Annotated in this window: 22 protein-coding genes; 14 read left to right on the forward strand and 8 right to left on the reverse strand. The window is 71.6% G+C overall.

The window, feature by feature from the left end; translation table 11 throughout:
* Positions 1 to 5 precede the first annotated feature (5 nt).
* Both KE274_RS05080 and KE274_RS05085 read right to left on the reverse strand, forming a co-directional pair.
* Positions 6 to 1,139 carry a zinc-binding dehydrogenase gene (locus KE274_RS05080; protein ID WP_211541546.1) on the reverse strand — a complete coding sequence of 378 codons (1,134 nt, stop codon included), beginning with the start codon at positions 1,137 to 1,139 and terminating at the stop codon, positions 6 to 8.
* A gap of 63 nt (positions 1,140 to 1,202) precedes the next feature.
* Positions 1,203 to 1,937 carry an SDR family NAD(P)-dependent oxidoreductase gene (locus KE274_RS05085; protein ID WP_211541547.1) on the reverse strand — a complete coding sequence of 245 codons (735 nt, stop codon included), beginning with the start codon at positions 1,935 to 1,937 and terminating at the stop codon, positions 1,203 to 1,205.
* 133 nt (positions 1,938 to 2,070) lie between these two features.
* Here KE274_RS05085 and KE274_RS05090 point away from each other — a divergent pair, with 133 nt between their 5' ends.
* From KE274_RS05090 to KE274_RS05130, 9 genes are all read left to right on the forward strand, one after another.
* Positions 2,071 to 3,033 carry an aldo/keto reductase gene (locus KE274_RS05090; protein ID WP_211541548.1) on the forward strand — a complete coding sequence of 321 codons (963 nt, stop codon included), beginning with the start codon at positions 2,071 to 2,073 and terminating at the stop codon, positions 3,031 to 3,033.
* A gap of 91 nt (positions 3,034 to 3,124) precedes the next feature.
* Complete coding sequence (locus KE274_RS05095) at positions 3,125 to 3,361, forward strand: hypothetical protein (protein ID WP_211541549.1); 237 nt, start codon at positions 3,125 to 3,127, stop codon at positions 3,359 to 3,361.
* Between the two features lie 511 nt (positions 3,362 to 3,872).
* On the forward strand, positions 3,873 to 5,402 hold the full coding sequence (locus KE274_RS05100; RefSeq protein ID WP_249185843.1) for an ABC transporter substrate-binding protein: 1,530 nt from the start codon (positions 3,873 to 3,875) through the stop codon (positions 5,400 to 5,402).
* A gap of 79 nt (positions 5,403 to 5,481) precedes the next feature.
* Positions 5,482 to 6,423 carry an ABC transporter permease gene (locus tag KE274_RS05105; RefSeq protein ID WP_211541550.1) on the forward strand — a complete coding sequence of 314 codons (942 nt, stop codon included), beginning with the start codon at positions 5,482 to 5,484 and terminating at the stop codon, positions 6,421 to 6,423.
* Entirely contained in the window at positions 6,420 to 8,237 is a 1,818-nt protein-coding gene (locus KE274_RS05110) for a dipeptide/oligopeptide/nickel ABC transporter permease/ATP-binding protein (protein ID WP_211541551.1), read from the forward strand. Before KE274_RS05105 ends, KE274_RS05110 begins: the two co-directional genes overlap by 4 nt.
* The gene (locus KE274_RS05115; protein WP_211541552.1) at positions 8,234 to 9,127 is read left to right on the forward strand and encodes an ATP-binding cassette domain-containing protein; all 894 of its coding nucleotides are present in this window, start codon (positions 8,234 to 8,236) and stop codon (positions 9,125 to 9,127) included. Before KE274_RS05110 ends, KE274_RS05115 begins: the two co-directional genes overlap by 4 nt.
* A 47-nt stretch (positions 9,128 to 9,174) precedes the next feature.
* The gene (locus KE274_RS05120) at positions 9,175 to 9,762 is read left to right on the forward strand and encodes a TetR/AcrR family transcriptional regulator (RefSeq protein WP_211541553.1); all 588 of its coding nucleotides are present in this window, start codon (positions 9,175 to 9,177) and stop codon (positions 9,760 to 9,762) included.
* Positions 9,763 to 9,796: 34 nt separating this feature from the next.
* Positions 9,797 to 10,471 carry an alpha/beta fold hydrolase gene (locus KE274_RS05125; RefSeq protein WP_211541554.1) on the forward strand — a complete coding sequence of 225 codons (675 nt, stop codon included), beginning with the start codon at positions 9,797 to 9,799 and terminating at the stop codon, positions 10,469 to 10,471.
* A gap of 71 nt (positions 10,472 to 10,542) precedes the next feature.
* Entirely contained in the window at positions 10,543 to 11,532 is a 990-nt protein-coding gene (locus KE274_RS05130; protein ID WP_211541555.1) for a methyltransferase family protein, read from the forward strand.
* A gap of 111 nt (positions 11,533 to 11,643) precedes the next feature.
* On the opposite strand, the gene KE274_RS05135 is transcribed toward KE274_RS05130, so the two are convergent.
* A complete protein-coding gene (locus KE274_RS05135; RefSeq protein ID WP_211541556.1) occupies positions 11,644 to 12,987 on the reverse strand; it encodes an amidohydrolase in 1,344 nt (447 codons plus the stop codon).
* Positions 12,988 to 13,150: 163 nt separating this feature from the next.
* On the opposite strand from KE274_RS05135, the gene KE274_RS05140 reads away from it, so the two are divergent.
* Positions 13,151 to 14,599 carry a glyceraldehyde-3-phosphate dehydrogenase gene (locus KE274_RS05140; protein ID WP_211541557.1) on the forward strand — a complete coding sequence of 483 codons (1,449 nt, stop codon included), beginning with the start codon at positions 13,151 to 13,153 and terminating at the stop codon, positions 14,597 to 14,599.
* A 39-nt stretch (positions 14,600 to 14,638) separates the two neighbouring features.
* Positions 14,639 to 15,685, forward strand: coding sequence for a winged helix DNA-binding domain-containing protein (locus KE274_RS05145; RefSeq protein WP_211541558.1), 1,047 nt, complete (start codon positions 14,639 to 14,641; stop codon positions 15,683 to 15,685).
* A gap of 9 nt (positions 15,686 to 15,694) precedes the next feature.
* Here the strand turns inward: KE274_RS05145 and KE274_RS05150 are convergent, their stop codons facing one another.
* The gene (locus tag KE274_RS05150) at positions 15,695 to 17,137 is read right to left on the reverse strand and encodes an XRE family transcriptional regulator (RefSeq protein WP_211541559.1); all 1,443 of its coding nucleotides are present in this window, start codon (positions 17,135 to 17,137) and stop codon (positions 15,695 to 15,697) included.
* 110 nt (positions 17,138 to 17,247) lie between these two features.
* On the opposite strand from KE274_RS05150, the gene KE274_RS05155 reads away from it, so the two are divergent.
* On the forward strand, positions 17,248 to 19,113 hold the full coding sequence (locus KE274_RS05155) for a phosphoenolpyruvate carboxykinase (GTP) (protein WP_211541560.1): 1,866 nt from the start codon (positions 17,248 to 17,250) through the stop codon (positions 19,111 to 19,113).
* Between the two features lie 144 nt (positions 19,114 to 19,257).
* Here KE274_RS05155 and KE274_RS05160 read toward each other — a convergent pair whose 3' ends face one another.
* The 3 genes from KE274_RS05160 to KE274_RS05170 all read right to left on the reverse strand — a co-directional run bounded on the left by KE274_RS05160 (position 19,258) and on the right by KE274_RS05170 (position 23,074).
* Positions 19,258 to 21,150, reverse strand: a complete 1,893-nt coding sequence (locus tag KE274_RS05160) for an ABC transporter ATP-binding protein (RefSeq protein WP_211541561.1) — start codon at positions 21,148 to 21,150, stop codon at positions 19,258 to 19,260.
* Between the two features lie 79 nt (positions 21,151 to 21,229).
* A complete protein-coding gene (locus KE274_RS05165; protein ID WP_211541562.1) occupies positions 21,230 to 21,433 on the reverse strand; it encodes an AsnC family protein in 204 nt (67 codons plus the stop codon).
* A gap of 180 nt (positions 21,434 to 21,613) precedes the next feature.
* On the reverse strand, positions 21,614 to 23,074 hold the full coding sequence (locus tag KE274_RS05170) for an MFS transporter (RefSeq protein WP_211541563.1): 1,461 nt from the start codon (positions 23,072 to 23,074) through the stop codon (positions 21,614 to 21,616).
* Positions 23,075 to 23,224: 150 nt separating this feature from the next.
* On the opposite strand from KE274_RS05170, the gene KE274_RS05175 reads away from it, so the two are divergent.
* Both KE274_RS05175 and KE274_RS05180 read left to right on the forward strand, forming a co-directional pair.
* Positions 23,225 to 23,722 (forward strand): metallophosphoesterase family protein, encoded by a 498-nt coding sequence (locus KE274_RS05175; RefSeq protein WP_211541564.1) that lies wholly within the window; start codon positions 23,225 to 23,227, stop codon positions 23,720 to 23,722.
* Positions 23,719 to 24,231 (forward strand): GAF domain-containing protein, encoded by a 513-nt coding sequence (locus KE274_RS05180; RefSeq protein ID WP_307872152.1) that lies wholly within the window; start codon positions 23,719 to 23,721, stop codon positions 24,229 to 24,231. The genes KE274_RS05175 and KE274_RS05180 overlap by 4 nt, the downstream gene beginning before the upstream one ends.
* Positions 24,232 to 24,268: 37 nt before the next feature.
* Here KE274_RS05180 and KE274_RS05185 read toward each other — a convergent pair whose 3' ends face one another.
* Positions 24,269 to 24,622: a Fe-S protein gene (locus KE274_RS05185; protein WP_211541565.1), complete on the reverse strand. Its 354-nt coding sequence runs from the start codon at positions 24,620 to 24,622 to the stop codon at positions 24,269 to 24,271.
* Between the last annotated feature and the right edge of the window lie 14 nt (positions 24,623 to 24,636).

The following is a 24,636-nucleotide window of genomic DNA, read 5'->3' on the forward strand; positions in this document are numbered from 1 at the left end:
GCTCCTCAGAGGCTCGGGTCGATGACGGCCTTGACCTCATCGAGCTGGTGCATGTGCGCGATCTTGGCGGAGGCGTCGGCGAGGCCGACCGGGGCGCTGAACAGGTCGTCCCACGGGTAGCGGTCGGCGAACGCGGTGAAGAAGTCGATCGCTCGGGCGTAGTCGGAGATGTCGCCGTTGAGCGACCCGACCACCGTGAGCTCCTTGCCCATGATCGTGCTGAGCGCGAAGCCGTCGCCGGCGGGACCGGTCGATCCGACGATCGTGATCGTGCCGCGCTGCGCTGCCATGCCCACCGCGTCCGGACCCACGCTCGGCGCCCCGGCGAAGTCGAACACGTGGTCCGCGCCGAGGCCGCCCGTGAGCTCGCGCACCTGGTCGACCACGGGTCCGTCGCGGAAGTCGACGACCGCGTCTGCGCCGAAGCGGGCGGCGAGCTCCAGCCGTGCGGCGGGCGCGCCGACCGTGATGACCTGACCGGCACCGGCGATCTTGGCGACCGCGGTGGCGAAGATGCCGAGCGCACCCGAGCCCTGCACGACCACGCGCGAGCCGGGGCGGATGCGGCCGGCCCGCTCGAACGCGCGCAGCACGGTCTTGGCCGCGCAGCCCGCCATCGACGCCCAGGTGTCCTTGACCGCGGCGGGCAGCAGTAGCGTGGCCGCCCCGGGGGTCACGTAGGCGTACTCGGACAGCCCGGCGGTGGCGTAGGGCGGCACGTCGGCGCGCTGCAGGAAGCCGTAGCCGCGGCGGGAGCACGCCACGGGCTCGCGCAGCACGACGCAGCCGTGGCACTCGCCGCACGTGGACTCGGACCAGCCGATGCGGTCGCCGGGGGACAGCGGGCGGCCGAGGGCGTCGCGCGTGTCGGGTCCGGTCGCGACGATCTCGCCGACCATCTCGTGGCCGAGCACCATCGGGAGCATGCCGGGGAAGGTCATCCGGCCCTCCCAGATCTCGATGTCGGTGCCGCACAGCGTGGTGCAGGCGATGCGCACAAGCGCGGCGCCCGGCTCGATCTCGGCGGGCAGCGGGAGGTCCTGCAGCGTGAGCGGTTCGCCGTGCGCGGTCAGCACGGCCGCGCGGGTCGAGGTGGGCAGGGCGGGGGCGGGCGGAGCCGGGGGAGCGGTGAGGGACATGCGGGTCTCCTGTGCGATGGCGGTGCGGCGGTGGCGGTGGCGGTGGCGGTGCGACGGGAGGGGTCAGACCAGGAGCTGGCCGCCGTCGACCGGGACCGAGACCCCGGTGATGTGCGCGGCGGCGTCGCTCGCGAGGAACAGCACGAGCGGGGTGACCTGGTCGACCTCGGCGATGCGGCCGAGCGGGATGCGCGCCTCCCAGGCCGCGCGGGCGTCGGGGTTGGCGGCGAAGTCGGCCGTGAGCGGGGTGAGCACGGGGCCGGGGGCGACCGCGTTCACGCGCACTCCGGAGGTGGCGAGCTCGATCGCGGCCGTGCGGGTGAGCGCGTCGACCGCGGCCTTGGTGGCCTCGTAGTGGCCGAGGCCCGGCGTGGGCTGGCGGGCGCCGATCGAGGAGATGTTGACGATGCTGCCGCGTCCGGCGGAGGCCAGCAGCGCTCCGAACACGCGGAGCATGAGGAAGGTGCCGCGCACGTTGACCCGCAGGGCCGCGTCGACGGCGTCGACCGGGACCTCCTGGAGCGTTCCGCCGCCCGCGACGACGCCCGCGTTGTTGACCAGCACGTCGAGCCCGCCGTCCGCCGCGATCCGGTCCGCGGCGGCGCGCACCGATGCCTCGTCGGCGATGTCGAGGGGGAGGGCGGTGGCGCCGATCTCGGTCGCGACGGCCTCCGCGGCGTCGGCGTTCACGTCGCCGAGGAACACCTCGTCTCCCGCGGCGCGGAAGGCGGTGGCAATGCCGCGGCCGAGGCCGGACGCCCCTCCGGTGACCAGGATGCGGCGCGGGGATGCAGTCATGTTCGTCCTCACTGACGGGTGTTCGACGGGATGACTCCGTTATATTCTACAACCATAGAAAAACACAACCCTGTCCATTTCGGTTGCTGAGCGAGGAGCGCAGCGACGAGACGAAGTACGCAAAGGAGCCGTCATGTCCGCACCCACTCACCCCCGCGTCCCCCTGGTGCCCGGCGGTGCTCCCGTGCCACCGCTCGCGCTCGGTTCCTGGAACACGTGGGATCGCATGGACCAGGCCGAGGCGGTCGCACTGATCCGTCGCGCGGTCGAGCTCGACGCGGGCTTCTTCGACGTCGCGTACTACAACATGGGCCCGCACGCGGAGAACTCGACCACGGACATCCTGTTCGGGCGGGCGCTGCGGGAGAGCGGGGTCGCGCGCGACGACATCGTGCTGTGCGGGAAGCTGTGGCTGTGGGACTGGCCGAATCAGGGGTTCCGCGCGCAGCTCGTCGAGTCGTTGGAGCGGGCGGGGCTCGACCGCTTCGACACCCTCGTCGTGGGCGACTACCTCGACGCGCCGGACCTGCCGCGGCTCGTGTACGACGTGAACGCGCTGATCGCGGAGGGGCTCGTCGGCTCGTGGGGCATCAACAACTGGCGCATCGAGCACACGCGGGAGGCGCTCGCGGAGGCCGAGGCTCGCGGGCTGGTGGGCCCGGGCTTCGCGCAGCTGAAGTACGGCATCGCCCGGCGCGCGATGGCGGAGGGGGAGGCGTACGGGCCCCTGTTCGCCGACGGCGCGCTCACGCTCCAGGCCTCGGACGTGTTCGAGGGCGGGATCCTCGCCACGGGGCGGATGCCGGAGCGGAAGATCGGCGCCGACGTGGGTGGCATCCGCGACCGGATCGCCGCCGTGTACCCCGAGGTCGCGCGGGTCGCCGACGGCTTCGGCGTGACGCCCGCCGCGCTCGGCATCGCCTTCTGTCTGTCCAACCCCGCGACGGCGAATGTGCTGTTCGGGGCGTCGCGGCTCGCGCAGCTGGAGCAGAACCACGCCGCGCTCGCGCTCGCGCGCGACCACGGTGCCGAGGTGCGGGCGGCGCTCGCCGACTGCTGGGTCGACCGCGACGTGCGCGCGGACGGGGTGTGGTGACCCGGCGGAAGCCTGGGGTCTGCGTGCCCGCGTCGCCCTGCTTTCTGTCGTCCGGCGCGGTGCTCCCGTGGGCTATGCGAGCATGATGCACATGGTGGGGCAGGGAGAGAAGGAGCCGGTCGAGTTGCAGCTGACGGCTGCCGAAGCGCTGGTGCTCTTCGAGTGGCTGGCCACGGCCAACGAGAGCGGTGCGCTCGTGGTCGACGAGGCGGAGCGACGTGTGCTCTGTGATGTGGAGTCGCTGCTCGAGACGAAGCTCGTTGAGCCGTTCCTCCCCGGGTATCCTGCGCTCGTTGATGAGGCGAAGCGCATTGTGCGGGATGCCTGACTGTCAGGTCGGACGTGTGGCGGTATCGGCCTCGGTGGTGGACGTGACGGCGGCGGGCGCCGGTTCGAGATCGAGCACGACGTCGAAACCGGAACTCTGAGTCGATAAGAGCGAGGCAGGTCGGAGCTGGTCGGCATGGGCCGATGCCGAGAGTCCGGGAGGCCTCTCGCGTGAACAGCTGATCGCGATGAGTGTGTCGATCGGCGTGCTGCAACACAGGCTGGACGCGGTGCACATCGAGGTCGCTGCATGCATCTCGCGGGAGTCGCGTCCGGCGGGGGCTGGAGAGCCGTGACCCGGCGGGCCGATCGACCGCGATGCCTGCGCGCTCGGTCAAGCCGGATGCGCGCTCGGGCATGACCGGCGGGGGCGGCGGCGAGAATCGCCCTTGCGCTCTTTTTCCACACCTGTAGACTAACCAGCACGACACATCGAAGTGGCGTCGATCCGGTCTCCCGGTCAGAGGCTCTTCGAACCTTCTTCACCACCCCTGCACCCGAGAGAAGGAACCATGAAACGAATGCCCCTCGCGCTCGCCGCAGCCGTGGCCGCGACGCTCGCGCTCACCAGCTGCAGCGGCGGCGGAACGCCCAGCCCCTCCGAGGGTGGCGGTGCCGAAGGCCCCGACGCGCTCAACATCGGCAACTTCCTCGACGTCACGTCGTGGGACCCGTCCCTCGCCGACATCGGCTTCGACGGCCCGTACCTGTCCGCGGTGTACGACGCCCTGATCGCCCTCGACGAAGACGGCGACCCGATCCCGTCGCTCGCCACCGAATGGACCGTGGCCGACGACGACCTCAGCATCGACCTCGACCTCCGCACCGACGCCGTGTTCAGCGACGGCACCCCGGTCGACGTCGACGCCGTGCTCGCGAGCCTCGAGTACCTCAAGGCCGGCGCCCGCTCCGGTGAGGCGTACGTCAACGTCGACAGCTTCGAGAAGGTCGACGACGACACCGTCCGCATCAACCTCACGCAGCGCGACGACACGATCCTCTACTTCATGGGTCTCGGACGCAGCTACATCGCCTCGCCCGCAGCGATCGAGGCCGGCACGCTCGGCAGCGAGCCCATCGGCTCCGGCCCCTACGTGCTCGACAGCGCCACGAGCGTCCCGGGCGCCGAGTACCACTTCACCAAGACCGAGGACCACTGGGACGCCGAGACCTACCCGTTCGCAGAGCTCGCGATCTACCCGATCACCGACGCCACCGCCCGCCACAACGCCATGCTCAGCGGCCAGATCAACGTGCAGTACGGCGACGTCGCCAACCTGGAGCAGGCCGAGCAGCAGGGCTGGAACACCGCCCAGCGCGTGTCCGGCTGGGCGGGCCTGGTCATCACCGACCACACCGGCGTGAAGAGCGAGCCCCTCGGCAAGCTCGAGGTGCGCCAGGCGCTGAACTACGCGTTCGACGGCGCCGCGATCCTCGCCGCGGTCGGCAGCGGGGCCGGAGTCGCCACGAACCAGGTGTTCCCCGACGGCGGACCCATCAACGACCCGTCCCTCAACGACACCTACGCGGTCAACATGGACAAGGCCAAGAAGCTGCTCGCCGACGCCGGCTACCCCGACGGCTTCTCGATCTCGATGCCCATGTCGCCCATCTTCGAGATGTGGAAGCCCTCGGCGGAGCAGGCGCTCACCGAGCTGGGCATCACGGTCACGTGGGACAACATGCAGATGCCCGACTACCAGCTGAACGCGCCGAACTACCCGATGTTCATCTCGTTCCTGGCGATGGACGGCAATGACGTCGCCACGGTGGCGCGGCAGGTCACGAGCGTGCAGTGGTTCAACCCCGCACCCGACTACGCCGAGAACGAGGTCATCGCGCCGCTCGTGGAGAAGGTCCAGACCGAGCGCGGCGACGCCCAGACCGAGGCGGTCAAGGAACTCAACAAGGCCCTGGTCGACCAGGCGTGGTGGTCGGTCTGGTACCAGGCGAACAACATCTACTACACGGCGCAGGGCATCCAGCTCCAGCCCGTGGTGGGGATGATGTTCCCGACCCTCCGCTACATCACCAAGGGCTGACGCCCACCGGGGCGGCCGCACCACACCGGCCGCCCCGGCCCCTCTTCCCCCTCCGACCCCCTCACCCCGAGAGGCCCCCATGCTCCTGTTCACGGCGAAGCGGGTGCTGTCCGGCATCCTGCTGCTCGTCGCGGTCTCGATCGGCACCTTCTTCCTGGCGCACCTCGCGATCAGCGACCCGACCGCCTCGCTCCTCGGCACCACCGCGAGCCCCGCGCAGCAGCAGGCCCTGGCCGAGAAGATCGGCCTCGACCGTCCGCTGCTCGTGCAGTTCTGGGACTGGTTCTCGCACGCCGTGCTGCTCGACTTCGGGCAGTCGTGGCGCAACTTCCAGCCCGTCGGCGCGCAGCTCGCGATCAAGGTTCCCGTGACGCTCTCGGTCGTCACCTTCGCCACGCTCATCACCGCCGTGATCGGCATCGCGTTCGGCATGATCACGGGTCTGCGCCCCGGCACCTGGTTCGACCGGATCATCAAGGGCATCTCGGTCGTGCTGTTCGCCCTCCCCGGGTTCTGGGTCAGCCTCGTGCTCGTGATGTGGCTGGCCGTGCAGCTGAAGTGGTTCCCGGCCGTGGGCTACGTGCCGCCGACGCAGTCCGTCGAGGGGTGGCTGCGCTCGATCACCCTGCCGGCCATCTCCCTCGCGCTGGGTGGCATCGTCGCCGTGTCCGAGCAGCTGCGCAACGCCGTGATCGCCCAGAGTCGTCAGGACTGGGTGCGCACGCTCCGCAGCCGGGGACTGTCTGCCACGCGGGTCAACCTGCACATCCTCCGCAACGCCTCGCCGGCCGCGCTCACCGTGATCGCCCTCATGTTCGTGGGGCTGCTGTCCGGCGCGATCGTGGTGGAGCAGATCTTCAGCCTCCCCGGCCTCGGCCAGCTCACCAACCAGTCCTCGCAGAACGGCGACATCCCGATGCTCCTGGGCATCACGGTCATCTCGATCGTGTTCGTCGTCGTGATCAACCTCCTGCTCGACCTCGTGCTCGGCTGGATCAACCCGAAGGTGCGCGTCGCATGACAACGACCGACATCCGCGTCGCGTTCGACCGGGCAGCCCAGAAGCGCCGGTCGAGCCTGTTCCGCCGCTTCCTGCGCCACCCGGGCGGCTACCTCCCGCTCGCGATCTTCCTGCTCATCGTGCTGGTCGGCGTGTTCGCGCCGCTGCTGGCCCCGATGGACCCGAACCTCGTCGACCTCGCCGCCGCCAAGGCCCCGCCCTCGCCCGAGCACCTGCTGGGCGGCGACTCCACCGGCCGCGACATCCTCAGCCGGCTCATCTACGGCACCCGCACGACCCTGTGGGGCGCGCTCATCACGATCCTCACCGCGCTGGTGATCGGCGTCCCCGCGGGTGTCGCCGCCGGCTACTTCGGGGGCGTGTTCGACCGCGTCGCCACCTGGATCAGCGATGCGCTGCAGTCGATCCCCGGCATGATCATCCTGCTCGTGGTGGCCGCGGGCAGCCGCAACAACTTCGAGCTGCTGATGGCCACGGTCGGCGTGTTCATGGTGCCCGGCTACTTCCGCATCGCCCGGTCGCAGACGCTCGCGGTGCGCGGCGAGCCCTACATCGACGCGGCCCGTGTCTCCGGGCTTTCCGACGGGCGCATCATCTTCCGCCACGTCATCACCGCCGTGTACCCGCCCGTGATCATCCAGACCGCGCTCACCGCGGGCATCGCGATGGGCATGCAGGCGGGACTGCAGTTCCTCGGCATCGGCGACTCGAACGTCCCCAGCTGGGGCGCCATGATGCTCGAGGGCTTCCGCCTGATGCTCACGTACCCGCTCATGCTGCTGTGGCCGTCGGCGGCGCTCGGTCTGACGATCGCGGTGCTCGCGATCATGGGCTCCACGCTGGCGGAGCTGGTGCAGGTGCGCACGCCGCGCGCCCGCCGCCGCTCGCGCCGCTCCGGGCTCGCCGCCACCGCCGCCGACCCTGCCGGTGCTCCCGCGGCCGCCCGGCCCGCGGCCACGGGCTCGACGCGTCACGCCGCGGCGGCCTCGGCCCTGCGCGTGGAGAACCTGCGGGTCGTGCACGCCACGCCCCAGGGCGAGACCGAGGTCGTGCACGGCGTCACGCTCGATGTGGCGCCCGGCGAGGTCGTGGGCATCGTGGGGGAGTCGGGCTCCGGCAAGTCGCAGACCGTGTTCTCGGTGCTCGACCTGCTGCCCTCGACCGGCCGGGCGACCGCCGACGCGATCTGGGTGGGCGGCACCGACGTGACCGCCGCGACCCCGGCCCAGCGGCATGCGCTGCTCGGCCGCACGATCGGCTACGTGCCGCAGGAGCCGATGAGCAACCTCGACCCCTCGTACACGATCGGGCATCAGCTGATCGAGCCCCTGCGCCGCGTGCACGGGCTCAGCCGGGCGGCCGCGACCGAGCGGGCGCGCGCCGTGCTCGTGCGGGTCGGCCTCACCGACCCCGACCGCGTGATGCGCAGCTACCCGCACCAGGTGTCCGGCGGCATGGCGCAGCGCGTGCTGATCGCCGGGGCCATCGCAGGGCGGCCGTCGCTGCTCGTGGCCGACGAGCCGACGACCGCGCTCGATGTGACCGTGCAGGCCGAGGTGCTCGAGCTGTTGCGCGAGCTGCAGGCCGAGTACGGCATGGCGCTGCTGATCGTCACGCACAACTTCGGGGTCGTGGCCGACATCTGCGACCGGGTGATCGTGATGCGCGGCGGCGACATCGTGGAGTCGGGCCCTGTCGACGCGCTGTTCGCCGCCCCCGCCGAGCCGTACACCCGCGAGCTGATCGCCGCCTCGCTCGACGATGCCGAGGGCCGCGCCGAACTCGATCGACACCGCACGGAGGTGCCCGCATGACCGCCGCCACCGAACCCGCCACCGCGGCCTCGACCGAGCCCGCGGCCTCGACCGCGTCCCGCCCGCTGCTGGAGGTGCGCGACCTCGTGGTGGAGTACGGCCGTGGCCGCCACGCCTTCCGCGCGCTGCTCGGCGTCTCGCTCGACATCGCGCCGGGGGAGTGCCTGGGGCTCGTGGGCGAGTCCGGCTCGGGCAAGTCCACGCTCGGCAAGGCCATCCTCGGCCTCGCCCCCGTGACCGAGGGGAGCATCCGCTTCGACGGCCGCGAGATCAGCCGCCTGAGCGGTCGCGCCCGTCGCGCGCTCGCCGACGACGTGCAGGTCGTGTTCCAAGACCCGTACGGCTCGCTCAACCCCGCCCTCACGATCGGCGACATCCTCACCGAGCCGCTGCTGACCACGGGTCTCGGCGCGAAGGCCGCCGAGGCGAAGGTGCGCGAGATGCTCGACCGGGTGCGACTGCCCGCGGCGAGCATGGACCGCTACCCGAGCGAGTTCTCCGGCGGCCAGCGCCAGCGCGTCGCGATCGCCAGGGCCCTGGTGCGCGGACCGCGGCTGATCGTGTGCGACGAGCCCGTGAGCGCACTCGACCTCACCACGCAGGCGACCATCCTCGACCTGTTCATCGAGCTCCAGCGCGACACCGGCGTGGCGTACCTGTTCGTGTCGCACGATCTCGGCGTCGTGCGGCGGGTGTGCCACCGCGTGGCCGTGATGTACCGCGGCGAGCTGGTCGAGGTGGGCGAGGGCGAGCAGGTCACCCGGGCCCCGCAGCATCCGTACTCCGAGCGGCTGCGCCTCGCGTCGCCGGTCGCCGACCCGGTCGCGCAGCGGGAACGCCGTGCGCAGTGGCTCGCTCTGCGGGAGGTGCCCGATGCGGCGGTACGGTAGCTCCAGGCCGGAACTCGCCACTCACCGGACTCGGCCGGAAGGACGCCATGCCGAAGATCATCGACCACGACCAGCGGCGACGGGACATCGTCGAGGTGGCCAAGAGCATCATCCTGAAGGGCGGCTTCGAGGCCGCGACGATGCGCAGCATCGCCGCGGAGGCGGGGTTCGCGAACGGGGCGCTCAAGCACTACTTCCCCGGCAAGGAGAGCATCGTCGCGGCGACGTTCGAGACGATCCTGCAGGAGATGTCGGAGGGCGTGCAGGCGGCGGGCGAGGAGCCGGTCGCGGCGGACGATGCGCTGCGGGGCTTCCTGCAGGCGACGGTCCCGCGCGACAGGGAGCAGATCGCCGCCGGGCGGGTGCTGCTGGCGCTGTGGGAGTACGCGATGGCGAACGAGGCGCTCGCGGAGCTGTATCGCGGACACCTGGCGTCGTGGCGGCGCTCGCTGATCGAGCGGATGGAGGCGGCCCGCGACGAGGGGTCGATCCGCGATCAGGACTACGGGCCCTTCGCCGACGAGTTCATCTCGGCCGCGGTGGGTGCGACCGTCATCAACCTCATGTATCCGGACGGCGACCGACTCGCCGACTACGACAGCTACATCGACCGGTTCCTGGCGCGGCTGCGCTGATCGCGGGGCGCCGGTCCGCACAGGGAGGCGCCGCATGACCGCACAGACCGCTCGACCCGTGGTGTTCCTGCACGGCCTGGCCTCGAACGGGGCGCAGGACTGGCCGGAGCACGAGTGGACGGGGGTGTTCGGCGACCGCCCGCGCGTGGTGCTCGACCTCCCGGCGCACGGCGAGGCCGAGGCGCTCGGCGTGGTGCCCACCTCGGCGGTGCTGGAGGCGCTCGCCGACGCGATCGGGGAGGGGGAGATCGACCTGGTGGGGTATTCGCTGGGGGCACGGCTCGCGTGGGATCTCGCCCGTCATCCGCGCGTCGCCGTTCGTCGCCTCGTGCTCGGTGGCCTGAGCGCGGGGGAGCCGTTCACGCTGGTCGATCTTGCGACGGCCAGGGCGGCCGTCGCGGGGGGTGCGGCGCCCGCGGACCCGCTGACCGCGATGATCGTGCACATGGTGAGCCTGCCCGGCAACCGTCCGGCGGCGCTGCTCGACCTGATCGAGGGCCTCGCGGCGGAGCCGTTCGCCCCGGAGGGCGGCGCGCCGACACAGCCCGTGCTGTTGCTGGGCGGGTCGGACGACCCGATGGCGGCGGGGATCGACGAGCTCGCCGCCCGTCTTCCCGATGCCCGGGTGCAGCGCGTGCCGGGCGATCACCTCGCCGCCCCGCACACCCCGGCGTTCCGGGACGCGGTGGGCGCCTTCCTCGCGGACTGAGCCCGCGGCGTCGGCTGCGCCGACCCCTGACCTTTATTTCCAACGTACGTAGACAATCGAAAGGCATCGTCATGACCGACACCCCCACGCCGGACGCCGCGCGCATCCTCGACATCGCCACCGGCTACATGGCCGCCAAGCAACTGTTCCAGGCCAGCCGGATCGGCCTGTTCGCGGCCGTCGCCGACGGCGCAGACACGGTCGCCGCGATCGCCGAGCGCTGCGGCGTGAGCGAGCGCATCGCGCGACTGCTCGCCGACGCGCTCGCCGCCAAGGGCCTCCTCGTGCGCACCGACGGCCGGTACGCGCTCGCAGACGACGCCGCCGCGTACCTCACGGGCGAGGCCGCCGCGATCGACCTCGCGCCGTTCCTCACCTTCCTCGACGAGATCAGCTACCCGCACTGGCTGCAGTTCGCGCACACGGTCGACACGACCGAGCCGGGCGACCTGCAGATGGACGACGCCCGGTGGGGCACGTTCATGGCCGGCGTGATGACGTACAACCGCCTGCACGCGCAGGAGTTCGGCCGTCTGGTCGACCTCGACGGTGCCACGAACGCGCTCGACTTCGGCGGCCTGTCGGCCGAGTTCGCGCTGTCGGTCATGGCCCGCAACCCGCAGCTGGACACCACGTTCGTGTACGCACCGGGCTTCGAGGGCGGCGTGGCAGAGGCCGTCGAGGCCGCGGGCGTCGCCGATCGCGCGACGGTCGAGGTGGGCGACACCGCGACCGCCACACCGGAGGGCGCCTACGACGCGGTGTTCGCGAACCACGTCATCCACCGCTTCTCCGCGGAGGAGAACGCCCGCATCTTCCGAAACCTGCGCGCGGCGGCGGCCGAGGGTGCGACCCTCACCGTGCTCGACTTCTTCCTGGACGACGACCCGGAGCAGCGCGCGCTCGACGCCCTGCACGCGGGGGAGTACCTCGTGATCGACGGCACCGTCGTGTACCCGGAGTCCGAGGTCCGCGGCTGGCTGGCCGACGCCGGCTGGTCGGTGCGGGACAGGATCGCCCTGCCGGGGAGCCCGCGGGTGCTGGTGGCCACCGCGGTGTGACACCCGCGGTCTGAGACTGGTCCGAGGGGGATCAGAGGCGGGCGGCATGCGTGAACATGCCGCCCGCCGTTTTCGTGGGAGCGCGACGCGGCGCGCGGGGCCGCGGTCGCGTCAGTCGCGCGCGAAGACCGTGCGGCCGTCGACGATCGTGCGCTCCACCGTGACGGAGGTGAACGCGCGCCCCGGCTCGAGCGGATCCTCGTCGAGCACGGTGAGGTCGGCGACGCGACCGGGCTCGAGCGTGCCCTTCCAGGCCGCGGCCCCGTCCTGTCGTGCGGGTTCCACGGTCATGGCGCGCAGGAGGGCGCGGCGCAGGGTGGCGTCGTCCACGGCGCCCGCCGCGGTCACGAGGCGCAGCGAGGCGTCCAGGCTCGGACGCCAGTCCGGCGTCGCGATCGGGGCGTCGCTGGTGAGCGTGGTGAGCGCGCCGGAGCCGAACATCTCGGCGAGCGGCCAGGCGGCGGCGACGCGTGCCTCACCCAGCTGCACCGCGGCCCAGGAGTGCGTGTGCGCGGCGATCAGCGGCTGCACGGCGAACCCGGCGCCGACGTCGCGCATGCGGGCGATCTGCTCCGGTGTCGCGAGGTCGCCGTGCACCACGTAGTGGGGGCCCGGCGCGGCTGGCGTGCCGTCGAGGCGCTCCAGTACCGCCAGGAACTCCGCGATCGAGCGGTCGCCCGTGGCGTGCACCGCGATCTGGAGGCCGCGCGTGGCGGCGAGCTCGATCATGCGCTGGAACGCCGAGAGCGGATCCGTGCCGCCGCGCGTGAGCAGGTGACCGGTGGTGCCGTCGGCGTAGGGCTCGGTGGTCCACGCGGTGGCGAGTGGGGGGATGCCGTCGGCGAAGATCTTCACCCCGGGGATCGCGAGCCAGCGGGGGTCGGTCGCGGGCGGCGGCGTCTGCAGGCCGCGCTCGAAGTCGTCGAGCGTGCTCTCGCCGTCGATCGTGCCGAACAGTCGCAGCAGGGTCACGCGGGAGGTCTGTGCGCCCTCGCGGTGCAGTTCCACGTAGGCGTCGAGCATGTCGCTGCCGAAGCAGCCCGTCTCTCCCTCGTCCTCGCCGGGGCCGATGCCCGGTTCGGTGTAGCTCGTGATGCCGAGTTCGGCGAGCAGTCGCCAGGCGCGGCGCAGGGTGGCGCGTCGTTCGCCGGCGGTGGAGACCAGGCGGCCGGACGGCTGCTCCTCGGGCGGGGTGTCGGAGAAGAACAGGTGAGGCCAGCGGGCGCCGAGCCAGGCGGCGTGCAGGTGCGCGTCGTTGAGCCCGGGGACGACCGTGCGGCCGTCGAGCTCGATGGTCTCCCGAGCGGGCAGCGCCTCGGCGTCGGGGCCGACGGCGACGATCGTGCCGTCGCGGACCGCGAGGGCCGAGGTGAGGGTGTCGCCCTGGTCGAGGGTGTGGATGCGGCCGCCGCGGAGGAGGAGGTCGGCGCCGTCGCCGGAAAGTGCAGTGCTCATTATTCCACCAGTGTAGACGAAAAAGTGCGGCGAGCGCGGAACCGTGACGTCCGATTCGGCGCTGCCGTTCGGCGGCTTGTACGCTGGGGGCATCCCCCGAATCCACCGGCAACCTCGCGCGCGCCGGCGACCTCGGCGCGCGCTCACACATGCAAGGACGCAGATGAACGATTCCGCGGCACCCCGCGACGAATGGACGGCGAGCGAAGAGCTGGCGGAGCGGATGATCCCGCTCGTCGGAGCGCTCAAGCGGGAACGCGACGTGGTCACGTCGCTCCACGGCCACCGGCTGCTGGGCCTGTCGGCGACCGGACTCGTGGAGGTGCACGACCGCGTCGCGCAGCTCGGCCACGGGCGGCTCGCGATCGACGACACCCTGGCCGTGCTCGAGGCCATCCACGCCCTGGGCCCCGGCGCCTCCTCGCTCGACGTTGCCCGGCTCGCCGAGGGACATGCCGCGAGCGGCCGCCCGCTCGACGAGTACCTGGCCGAGGCGCTCGCCCCCGCGATCGGCGCGGTGCCGGCCGACCCCACCGACGTCGTGCTCTACGGCTTCGGCCGGATCGGACGCCTGCTCGCCCGCATCCTCATCGCCCACACCGGCGGCGGCAGCGGACTGCGCCTGCGCGCGATCGTCGTGCGCCGCGGCTCCGACAACGACCTCGTCAAGCGCGCCTCCCTGCTGCTGCACGACTCGGTGCACGGCCGGTTCGCCGGCTCCGTCACGGTCGACGAGGAGGCCGAGCAGATCATCGCCAACGGCACCCGCATCCAGGTGATCTACTCCGACGACCCCGCCGCGATCGACTACACCGCCTACGGCATCCGCGACGCGATCGTGGTCGACAACACCGGCCGCTGGCGCGACGAGGCCGGGCTGTCGCAGCACCTGCGCTCGACCGGTGTCGCCCGCGTGCTGCTGACCGCGCCAGGCAAGGGCGCGCTGAAGAACATCGTGCACGGCATCAACGACGCCGAGGTCACGCCCGAGGACCGCATCGTCTCGGCCGCGTCGTGCACCACGAACGCGATCACCCCGGTGCTCGCCGCGATCGACGAGGCCTACGGCGTGGTCGCCGGGCACGTGGAGACCGTGCACTCGTTCACGAACGACCAGAACCTCATCGACAACTTCCACAAGGGCGACCGCCGCGGCCGCTCGGCCGTGCTCAACATGGTCATCACCGAGACGGGGGCCGCGAAGGCCGTCGCCAAGGCGCTGCCGCAGCTGGAGGGCAAGCTCACCGGAAGCTCGATCCGCGTGCCCACGCCCGACGTGTCGCTGGCGGTGCTGCACCTCACCACGGAGCGCCCGGTCGAGAAGGAGCAGGTCAACGACTACCTGCGCCGTATCTCGCTGCACTCGAAGCTGCGCCAGCAGATCGACTACGTCGAGAGCCCCGAGGTCGTGTCCAGCGACTTCGTCGGGTCGCACCGCGCGGGCATCGTCGACGGGCTCGCGACCGTCGCCCACGACAACACCCTCATCCTGTACGTCTGGTACGACAACGAGTTCGGCTACTCGTGCCAGGTCATCCGCGTGCTGGAGGTCATGGCGGGGTCGCACCCGATCGTGCTCCCGCCGCGCCGCGAGGTGACGCTGCAGGCCTGACGGCTGCCGCGCGGGGATGGCACCCGCCATGATGGGGGCATGACGACCGCGGCTCTGCTGTCCGAGCGCCTCCGCTCCCACCGTCTCACCGCACCGGCGCGCACGGTCGCCGACGCTGCCCGGCACCTGCTGGCCGTGCAGAGTCAAGACCTCACGGCCGGGCGGTGGGCGCTGGCCTGCCGCACACGAGGAGCCGTTCGCCTGCGCGACCTGGACGCCGCGTTCGACCGGGGCGAGCTCGTGCGCGCGTGGACCATGCGCGGCACGCTGCACACGGTGCCCGCGCGCGACCTGGGCTGGATGCTCGAGGTCACGGCGGGGCGGCAGCGGCAGCAGGCGGCGACGCGGCAGCGGCAGCTGGGCATCGATCCGGAGGTCACGGCGACCGCGGTGAAGGCGCTCGTGCCCCGGCTGCGCGACGGCGGGCTCACGCGCGCGGAGGTGTTCGCGGTGTGGGAGGCCGCGGGCATCGACCCCTCGGGCCAGCGCGGCATCCACCTGCTGTTCGACCTCACGATCGACGGGCTCGTGTGCCAGGGGCCGATCGTGCCGCGGGCCGGGATCACGCGCGATCAGCGGTTCGTGCTGGTCGAGGACCACATCCGGGAGCACGAACGGCCGGACGACCCGCTGGCGGAGCTGTTCGTGCGCTATGTCGACGGCCACGGGCCCGCGGCGGTCGCGGACTTCGCGTGGTGGTCCGGCCTCACGCTCGGGCAGTCGCGAGAGGCCGCGGCGCGCGCGGTCGGTCGCGTGAGCGAGGTCGCGGAGGGCGTGTTCGCCGCGTCCGCGCGACCGCGACGCGCGGCCGCTGCCCCTTCGGTGCACGCGCTGCCCGCGTTCGACGAGTACTACATCTCCTATGCCGACCGCACGGCGGTGTGCGCGCCGGAGCACCTCGACCGGGTCGGTCCCGGCAAGAACGGCATGGTGCGCGCGACCATCGTGGAGCGCGGTCGCGTGATCGGCTGCTGGACGCACGCCGCGGCCGCGCACACCGCCGAGCCGGAGCTGTTCCACGAGCCGGAGGACCCGGCGGCCGTCGCGGCGGCGCTGGCCCGGTTCGCGGCGTTCATCGAGGACTGAGGCCCGCGGTCACTCGCTGGCGTGCCTGGCGAGGAAGTTGTACACCTCGTTGTCGTCCACGCCGGGGAACGCGCCGCGGGGGAGCGGCGAGAACATGTGCGTGTGCACGCGGGCGCTCGGCCACGCGCGTCCCTGCCAGCGCTCGGTCAGCTCGGCCGAGGGGCGACGGCAGCACGCCTCGTCGGGGCACGTCGACACGGCGCGGTCGCTGGTCTCCCTGCCGCGCCACCACCGGGCGTCGTCGAACGGCACGCCGACGGTCACCGAGAACTCCCCGTCGGTGGAGGAACCGGTCTGGGTGGAGCACCAGAACGTGCCGGAGGGGGTGTCGGTGTACTGGTGGTGCTCGACCGTGCGGTTCTGCTGCGTGAACGCGGAGCGCGCCTGGAACTTCCGGCACACGCGCTGACCCTCCACGGCACCCGTGACGTCCATCGGCAGCGGCAGTCCGTCGTTCTCGTAGACGCGCGTGATGGCCCCGGTCGAGTCGACGCGCAGGAAGTGCAGCGACATGCCCAGGTGCTGCGTCATCAGGTTGGTCATGCGCATGCCGGCGGCCTCGTGCGTCACGCCGAAGCCGTCGCGGAAGTCCTCCACGGCGAGGTTGCGGTCCTTCTTCGCCTGCTGCAGGAACGCCACGGCGGCCGTCTCGGGCATCAGGCAGCACGCGGCGAAGTAGTTGATCTCCAGTCGTTGCTGGAGGAAGTCGGCGTAGTCGGTGGGCGGCGTGTGACCGAGCAGCCGGTGCGCCATGGCCTGCAGTGCCATCGACCGCAGGCCGTGGCCGCCCGGGATGGAGGCGGGCGGCAGGTAGATGCGGCCGTTCTCCAGGTCGGTGACCGAGCGCGTGGAGTGCGGCAGGTCGTTGACGTAGATGAGCTCGAAGCCGAGCTTCTCCGCCATGATGCTCACGGTGCGGTGCGTGAGGGCGCCCTGCGTGTGCCCGGCGGCCTTGAGCTGTTTCTCGGCGAGTCGCTCGATGTCGGGCAGGTAGTTGTTCTGCGCGCGCATCCGCAGCCGCAGCTCGGTGTTCGCGCGCCTGGCCTCCTCCGGCGTCGCGATGGCCTCGCGCTCCCGGCGCTGCAGTTCGTGGTGGAGCCCGAGGATCGACTCGATGGTCTCGTCGCTCATGCCCTTCGTGACCCGCACGGGGGCGACGCCGAGCTGGCGGAACACGGGGCTCTCCTGCGCGCGCTCGAGCTCGATCTCCAGCGCTGCGCGGCGGTTGGGCGGCTCGCCGGAGATGAGGTCGGTCACCTCGGTGCCGGTGGCCTGCGCGATCGCCTGCAGCAGAGAGAGCTTGGGTTCGCGCTTGCCGTTCTCGATCAGGCTGAGCTGCGAGCCGGCGACGCCGACGACGGCGCCGAGCTCGTCGAGCGTGTACCCGTTCTGCAGACGGTGGTGGCGGATGCGGTGACCGAGCGTCGTGAGGTGGAGTCCGGAGGCGGGCATGGTTTTGAGTCTAGCGAAAGATTCGCAATTCTTTCGATCGAAATCGGCCGAAAGTCCCGCGGTGCACGCCCGAGGATGGATGCAACGCCCCACACTTCTAAGGAGCAGTCATGGCCATGGCCGAAGTCATCACCCCCCGCACGTCTCCCGTCGCGACGACGCGCACGTTCGGCACGGCCCCCTCCTACGACACCCCCGCGATGGCCGAGCTGGTCGCCTGGGTCGAGGAGATCCGGGCGCTCACCCAGCCCGACGCCGTGCACTGGGTCGACGGCTCCCGCGCCGAGAACGACTGGCTGCTGCGCGGCCTGGTCGACGAGGGCAAGCTCATCAAGCTCAACCCCGAGTGGCGGCCGGGCTCGTACCTCGCCCGCTCGCACCCGAGCGACGTCGCCCGCACCGAGGCGCGCACGTTCATCGCGTCCGAGCGCGAGGAAGACGCCGGTCCCACCAACAACTGGGCCGACCCGGCCGAGATGCGCGCCACCATGACCGAGATCTTCGAGGGCTCGATGCGCGGTCGCACGATGTACGTCGTACCGTTCTCGATGGGCCGCGTCGGCGGTCCGCTCTCGCACATCGGCGTGCAGGTCACCGACAGCGCGTACGCGGTCGCGTCCATCGGCATCATGACCCGCGTGGGCGACGCGGTCACGCGACAGATCGCCGAGGGTGCGCCGTGGGTCAAGACCGTGCACTCGGTCGGCGCGCCGCTGGCCGAGGGCGAGCCCGACGTCGAGTGGCCGTGCAACGACGAGAAGTACATCGTGCACTTCCCCGAGACGCTTGAGGTCTACTCCTACGGCTCGGGCTACGGCGGCAACGCGATCCTCGCGAAGAAGTGCTTCGCGCTGCGCATCGCGTCGGTCATCGCCCGCGACGAGGGCTGGCTCGCCGAGCACATGCTCCTGATCCGCGTGATCGACCCGCAGGGCACCGCGTACCACGTGGCCGCCGCGTTCCCGTCGGCGTGCGGCAAGACGAACCTGGCGATGCTGCGCCCGACGATCCCCGGCTGGAAGGTCGAGACGCTCGGTGACGACATCGCCTGGATCCGCCCGGGGGAGGACGGCCGCCTGTGGGCCATCAATCCCGAGGCCGGCTTCTTCGGCGTCGCCCCCGGCACGGGCGAGTCCACGAACGTCACGGCGGTCGAGACGCTCTGGGGCAACACGATCTTCACGAACGTCGCGCTCCGGCCCGACGGTGACGTGTGGTGGGAGGGCCTGACCGACGAGGCGCCCGCGCGGCTCATCGACTGGGAGGGCAACGACTGGACGCCCGACTCCGGTCGCCCGGCCGCGCACCCCAACTCGCGCTTCACGGTCTCGGCGGCCCAGTGCCCGCAGATCTCGGAGGACTGGGAGGAGGCCGTGCCGCTCGACGTGATCCTGTTCGGCGGTCGCCGCGCGAGCAACGTGCCGCTGGTCGTAGAGGCTACGGACTGGACGCACGGCGTGTTCCTCGGCTCGAACATCTCGTCCGAGCGCACGGCGGCGGCCGAGGGCACGGTCGGCGAACTGCGCCGCGACCCGTTCGCGATGCTCCCGTTCTGCGGCTACAACATGGCCGACTACTTCGGCCACTGGCTCAAGGTCGGCCGGGGGCTGCGCTTCGACCGGGCGCCGCGCATCTTCCAGGTGAACTGGTTCCGCCGCGGTGCCGACGGGCGCTTCCTGTGGCCCGGCTTCGGCGACAACTCGCGCGTCGTCGACTGGATCATCCGCCGCATCTCGGGCGACGTGCCCGCGGTCGACAGCCCGATCGGACGGCTGCCGCGCGTGGAGGACCTCAACCTCGACGGGCTCGACCTGCCGGCGGAAGACCTGGACGAGCTGTTCTCGGTCGACCCCGAGGCGTGGAAGGTCGAGGCCGACCTGACCGAAGAGTTCTACGACACGTTCGGCGACCGCGTGCCCGCGGCGCTGCGCACCGAGCTGGCGTCGCTGCGCTACCGGCTCGCGAAGGCGTCGTAGCCCACAGACCGGTGCCGGTTCGGGGGAGCCGGCACCCTCGGGCCTTCGGGCCCCCAGACCCGCGAAGGCGGGGCGTCGGAGACGAACCCATGGCTGAGTGGTCTCCGGCACCCCGCCTTCGCGTTGCCCGTTTCGCGACCCGATTCAGGCGAGGAGCTGGTGGCGAGCGAGGTCGCGGTACAGCGGCGTCGACTCGACCAGCTCGGCGTGCGTGCCCTGGCCCACGACCACGCCGTCCTGCAGCACCACGATGAGGTCGCTGTCCACGACCGTGGAGAGCCGGTGCGCGATCACGACGAGCGTGCGATCGGTCGCGACGGCGTCGATGGCCTCGCGCATGCGCTGCTCGTTCACACCGTCGAGCGACGAGGTGGATTCGTCGAGCAGCAGGATGGGGGCGTCCGTGAGCAGCGCGCGCGCGATCGCGAGGCGCTGACGCTCGCCGCCCGACAGCATCACGCCGTCTTCGCCCACCGGCGCGTCGATGCCGAGCGGGTTGCGCTCCAGGACGTCGCCGAGGTTCACGGCCCGCAGCACCCGCTCGCAGTCGGCGTCGGTGGCGTCGGGCGAGGCGAGGCGGAGGTTCTCGGCCAGCGTGCCGGCGAGCGTGGGGGCGTCCTGCTCGACGTAGCCGAAGTGGGCCCGCAGCTCCTCGCGCGGGTAGGTGCGGGCGTCGTGGCCGTGCACCCGGATGGAGCCGCCCGTCGGGTCGTAGAAGCGCTCGATGAGCGACAGGATGGTGCTCTTGCCCGCGCCGCTGGGGCCGACGAGCGCGACCCGGGTGCCACGCGGCACCGCGAACGACACCCCGCGCAGCACCTCGTGGTCCTGCGCGTCCGGCGCGGCTCCGGCGGTCTCGGCCGACTCCAGGTGGGCGTCGGCGAGCAGGTTCTGCGCCTCCTTCGCGGCGGCGCGGCGGGCGGCCACCACGTTCTCCGGGTAGCGGAAGCGCACGTCGCGGAACTCGATCGCGGGGGCGGAGGGGTCGTCGGCGTCGCGGGGGAGGGCGGCCGCGGTGGCGTCGTCGTCCTGCGTCTCGGTGGGCAGGTCGAGCACCTCCTGGATGCGGCCGAGCGCGCCGAGCGCCTGGTTCACCGAGGTGATCGCGCCGAAGGTCGACGCGAGCGGCATGACCAGCAGGAACAGGAACATCACGAACGCGATGAGCGACGCGATCGAGATGGCTCCGGCGGCGACGCGGAAGCCGCCGACGCCCAGCACCACCAGCAGGGACAGCTGCAGCGCGATGCCGGCCACGGGCACCACGAGGGAGGAGATCTTGGCGATGCGCACGCCGATGCCGTACGCCTCGGAGGCGAGGCCCGTGACGGCGGCCGTCTCGCGCTCGGTGGCCCCGGAGGCTCGGATCGTGCGGATGGAGCCCACGGCGCGCTCGACCCCGGACGCGAGTTCGCCCACTTTCTCCTGCTGCGCGGTCGACGCGGTGCGGATGCGGCCGCTGAGCGCCACGACCACCACGACCGAGAGACCGATCACGACCACGATCAGCAGCAGCAGGATCGGGTCGATCACGAGCATCGCGATCAGGGCGCCGAGGAACAACACGGCATTGCCGACCGCATCGGCGAGGCCCTGCGTGAGCACGGCGTAGAGGAGGGTCGTGTCGGTGCCGACGCGCGAGACGAGGTCGCCGGTGCGGCGCGCGTCGAACTCGGCGGTGGGCAGGTGCAGGATGCGCGCGATGAGCTTGCGGCGGCTGGAGTAGACGACCGCGGTGCCCGTGCGCTGCAGCAGGTAGTGCTGGAAGCCGGAGATGATCGACGAGGCGATCACGAAGCCCACCAGCAGCCACACCAGGATCCCGATCGTGCCGTCGGTCTGCACCGCCTCGATCACCTGGCCGACCAGGAGGGGCTGCACGAGCGAGGTCGCGGCGCCGATGACGCTCAGGACCGCGACGACGACCAGCGTGCGCTTGTGCTCGAACAGGAAGGGGAGGAGCTGGCGGAAGGTGGCGCGGGGGCCGTCGGGCTGTGCGCCCCGGCCGCGTCGGCGTGCTGTCGCCGTGGTGGACATGCGGGACCTCGATCTGGGGAGGGGGACACTTCGACCGTACTCGGGGGCCGGCCGTTTCCTATGCGGAGGCTGTATGTGCTCAGTGCCGTCCGAAGCGGCGGTGGGCGGCCTGCTTGGAGACGCCGAGCGCACTGGCGATCGCCTGCCACGAGTAACCGTTCGTGCGCGCGCGGCGCACCTGGGCCTCCTCGGCGCGGGCGAGCTCGGTGCGCAGGGCGGCGAGGCGGTGGAGTTCGGCGAGCGGCTCGCCGCCCTCACCGTGGGCGATCGTGGTCGTGTTCATCCGAGAACCTCCTGCGTCAATGATCATTGACGGGCGACCGCGTGTCAATCTATGTTGACGATTCGCTTTTTCACAGACCGCGCTCTCGCGCATGCGTCGCACCTGTGGGCGCTCCAGATGGGCCTCACCCGCTGCGACGGCCGCACTCCGGAGAGTGCGGCCGTCGCGGGCGTCCTCGGTCTAGAGCTCGGCCGAGGCGGCGAGACCCAGGTCAGCCTCGTAGTCGTGGTCCTTCGTCTCCGGCGTGAAGATCAGCGCCACGAACGTCAGCACCGCCATGGAGGAGAGGTACACCCCGACCAGCCACGGCTCGCCGCCCACCGCCGCCCACAGGGCCACGGCGATGAAGGGAGCGACCGCCGCACCGAGGATCGACGACACGTTGTACGCGATCGCCGAGCCCGAGTAGCGGACGTTGGTGGGGAACAGCTCCGGCAGCAGCGCGCCCATCGGACCGAAGGTCGTGCCCATGAGCATGAAGCCGAACACCAGGAAGGCCTGCGTGAGCGCGCCGGTGAACTTCGGGTCGGCCTGCGGCAGCAGGAACAGGTTGAACGACAGGCCGAACACCACGATGAGACCGGTGACCCACAGCAGCAGCGTGCGGCGGCCGATGGCGTCGGCGATCGGGCCGGACAGCAGCGTGAAGATGCCGAAGAACACCACGCCGATGATCTGCATCAGCACGAAGTCGGTGTAGCCGAAGCCGAGCCCCGGGTAGAACTGCGCCGCGAACGCCGTGGGGTCGAAGTCCTTCCCGGTCGCCTCGGCGGCGGCACGGGCCGCGGCCGAGGCGGTCTCCACGTCGGCCGCCTTGGTGCCGTACGTGAGGGTGAAGTTCGTCATCAGGTAGAACAGCACGTAGGTGGCCAGCATGATGAACGTGCCGAGGATCAGCTGCTTCCAGTGGTGGCGGAACACGGTCGCGAGCGGCAGCTTGCGGATCGCGCCCTTCTGCTCGGCCTTCTTGAACGTGTCGGACTCGACCAGGCGCAGTCGCACCCACAGGCCGATGATGACCATGACCGCCGAGAACAGGAAGGGCACGCGCCAGCCCCACGACAGGAACGCCTCCGACTTGAGCGCCGGGTCCTCGGGGTGGGGGAGGGCGAAGTTGATGGCGAGGAAGATGCCGTTCGCGATGATGAAGCCGAGCGGCGCGCCCAGCTGCGGGAACGAGCCGTACCAGGCGCGCTTGCCCTTCGGGGCGTTCTCGGTGGCGACCAGCGCCGCACCGGACCACTCGCCGCCGAGCGCGAAGCCCTGCGCGAGGCGGAGGATCAGCAGGAGCAGCGGGGCGACCCAGCCGATCTGCTGGAACGTGGGGAGCAGTCCGATCACGAACGTCGCGATGCCCATCGTGAGCAGCGAGGCGACGAGCGTGGCCTTGCGCCCGAACTTGTCGCCGAAGTGGCCGAACACGACGGCGCCGATGGGGCGGGCGACCATGGCCGCGCCGAACACGGCGAACGAGGACAGCAGCGAGGCCGTGTCGTTGGTGCTGGGGAAGAAGAGGGTCGGGAACACCAGGACCGCCGCCGTCGCGTAGACGTAGAAGTCGTAGAACTCGATCGTGGTGCCGACGAGGCTCGCGGTGATGACGCGCGAGCGGGGATTCGCGGGGGCGGGAGCGCTGCTCATGGGGTCTCTTTCTCGGATGACGCCGCTGGTATACCAGGACCCGGGCGAGTCTACGCCTTCCTGGGAGTTGCCTGGACGTGCATGACGGCTCTTCGCCGCGCGCTCCCGCCATCGCCGTAGAGTCGGAACACGCGATGCGGGGGAGATCACATGACGACGCGGATGCTGCTGCTCGCCGACACGCACGTGCCGAAGCGGGCCAGGCGCCTGCCCGATGCGGTGCTGCGCGCGATCGAGGAGGCCGACGTGGTGGTGCACGCGGGCGACTGGGTCGACGAGGCCACGCTCGACCTGCTCGCCGACCGCGCCAGGGTGCTGCATGGCGTCTTCGGCAACAACGACGGCCCTGCCCTGCGCGCCCGCCTCCCGGAGGTCGCCCGGTTCACGGTGGAGGACACGACCGTCGCGGTGATCCACGAGACCGGGGCCGCAGCGGGCAGGGAGCGGCGCATGGACGCGGCCTTCCCCGACGACGACCTCCTGGTGTTCGGCCACTCCCACATCCCGTGGGACACCGTGACGCCGCGCGGCCTGCGCCTGCTGAACCCCGGGTCGCCGACCGACCGCCGCCGTCAGCCCGCGTGCACCCTGATGACGGTCGTCGTCGAGGGCGACGACCGCATCGACGCGACCCTGGTGCCGCTGTGACCACTCCGCGCGGCGCGGCCGAAGAGCCGGTGGCGTACCGCGCGCCGATGCGGTCGCGCGACGACGGGGTGCCGGAGGGCGCGGCGGTCGAGCGCGCACTCGCGCTCGGCGTGGTGGGCATGGGCGGCCGCGTCGACGGACACCCCTCGGCGCTGGCCGACGCTCTGGCCGCGGTGGACTCCCGCTACGGGGAACGCACGGCCCGGCGGCTCGAGCGGTTCGCGGCGCTGCCCGACGGCGCGTTCGTGTGGACGCGCGACGTCGACGGGGAGGCGTGGCTCGGGCGACTCCGCGGACCGTGGCGCTACGACGGGTCGGACGACGCCGCCGCGGTCGACCTCGTGCATGTGCGCGACTGTGTGTGGCTGGACGCTCCGGTGGCTCCGTCCGAGCTCCCCGCCGCGGTGACCGCGACGTTCGCCCGCGGCGGCCGCAACGGTCAGCGGATCGGTGTCGCGGGCGCCGCTCAGGACACGGCCGCCGTGTGGGCCAGGGCGCGCGGGCAGTGAGGCGCGCGCGCCGGGGCGGTCGTCAGCGTCCCGCGGGTCAGCGCCAGATGACGGCCATGCCGGCGTTCGCCAGCGCGAGGATGCCGACCAACCAGAACACGGCGGAAGGCACCGCCTCGCCGCGCTTCTGCCGCGCGGAGCCGATGCCGAGCAGCGCGCCGATCACGAGCAGCACCACGAGCTTCACGCCGATCTTGACGTAGTTCAGGTCGTACTCGATGCCCCACGGGGCAGCCAGCGCCAGACCGGCCACACCGGCGATCAGGAGGCCGTAGTCCATCAGTCGGGTGATCTGCCGCTTACCGCCGAACGCCTGCGCGGCCCAGGCGCCGAACAGCACCGCGAAACCGATGAGGTGGATGAACACGACGATGTGGCGCAGGATCTCCATGCCCACACCGTACG

It is taken from the genome of Microbacterium paraoxydans (genome assembly GCF_018224615.1).
Lineage (GTDB): Bacteria > Actinomycetota > Actinomycetes > Actinomycetales > Microbacteriaceae > Microbacterium > Microbacterium paraoxydans_B.

Excerpts from the sequence above, each read along its gene's own strand:
- KE274_RS05080 (WP_211541546.1), bottom strand. The coding sequence starts at position 1,139 with ATGTCCCTCACCGCTCCCCCGGCTCCGCCCGCCCCCGCCCTGCCCACC.
- KE274_RS05085 (WP_211541547.1), bottom strand. The coding sequence starts at position 1,937 with ATGACTGCATCCCCGCGCCGCATCCTGGTCACCGGAGGGGCGTCCGGC.
- KE274_RS05090 (WP_211541548.1), top strand. The coding sequence starts at position 2,071 with ATGTCCGCACCCACTCACCCCCGCGTCCCCCTGGTGCCCGGCGGTGCT.
- KE274_RS05095 (WP_211541549.1), top strand. The coding sequence starts at position 3,125 with ATGGTGGGGCAGGGAGAGAAGGAGCCGGTCGAGTTGCAGCTGACGGCT.
- KE274_RS05100 (WP_249185843.1), top strand. The coding sequence starts at position 3,873 with ATGAAACGAATGCCCCTCGCGCTCGCCGCAGCCGTGGCCGCGACGCTC.
- KE274_RS05105 (WP_211541550.1), top strand. The coding sequence starts at position 5,482 with ATGCTCCTGTTCACGGCGAAGCGGGTGCTGTCCGGCATCCTGCTGCTC.
- KE274_RS05110 (WP_211541551.1), top strand. The coding sequence starts at position 6,420 with ATGACAACGACCGACATCCGCGTCGCGTTCGACCGGGCAGCCCAGAAG.
- KE274_RS05115 (WP_211541552.1), top strand. The coding sequence starts at position 8,234 with ATGACCGCCGCCACCGAACCCGCCACCGCGGCCTCGACCGAGCCCGCG.
- KE274_RS05120 (WP_211541553.1), top strand. The coding sequence starts at position 9,175 with ATGCCGAAGATCATCGACCACGACCAGCGGCGACGGGACATCGTCGAG.
- KE274_RS05125 (WP_211541554.1), top strand. The coding sequence starts at position 9,797 with ATGACCGCACAGACCGCTCGACCCGTGGTGTTCCTGCACGGCCTGGCC.
- KE274_RS05130 (WP_211541555.1), top strand. The coding sequence starts at position 10,543 with ATGACCGACACCCCCACGCCGGACGCCGCGCGCATCCTCGACATCGCC.
- KE274_RS05135 (WP_211541556.1), bottom strand. The coding sequence starts at position 12,987 with ATGAGCACTGCACTTTCCGGCGACGGCGCCGACCTCCTCCTCCGCGGC.
- KE274_RS05140 (WP_211541557.1), top strand. The coding sequence starts at position 13,151 with ATGAACGATTCCGCGGCACCCCGCGACGAATGGACGGCGAGCGAAGAG.
- KE274_RS05145 (WP_211541558.1), top strand. The coding sequence starts at position 14,639 with ATGACGACCGCGGCTCTGCTGTCCGAGCGCCTCCGCTCCCACCGTCTC.
- KE274_RS05150 (WP_211541559.1), bottom strand. The coding sequence starts at position 17,137 with ATGCCCGCCTCCGGACTCCACCTCACGACGCTCGGTCACCGCATCCGC.
- KE274_RS05155 (WP_211541560.1), top strand. The coding sequence starts at position 17,248 with ATGGCCATGGCCGAAGTCATCACCCCCCGCACGTCTCCCGTCGCGACG.
- KE274_RS05160 (WP_211541561.1), bottom strand. The coding sequence starts at position 21,150 with ATGTCCACCACGGCGACAGCACGCCGACGCGGCCGGGGCGCACAGCCC.
- KE274_RS05165 (WP_211541562.1), bottom strand. The coding sequence starts at position 21,433 with ATGAACACGACCACGATCGCCCACGGTGAGGGCGGCGAGCCGCTCGCC.
- KE274_RS05170 (WP_211541563.1), bottom strand. The coding sequence starts at position 23,074 with ATGAGCAGCGCTCCCGCCCCCGCGAATCCCCGCTCGCGCGTCATCACC.
- KE274_RS05175 (WP_211541564.1), top strand. The coding sequence starts at position 23,225 with ATGACGACGCGGATGCTGCTGCTCGCCGACACGCACGTGCCGAAGCGG.
- KE274_RS05185 (WP_211541565.1), bottom strand. The coding sequence starts at position 24,622 with ATGGAGATCCTGCGCCACATCGTCGTGTTCATCCACCTCATCGGTTTC.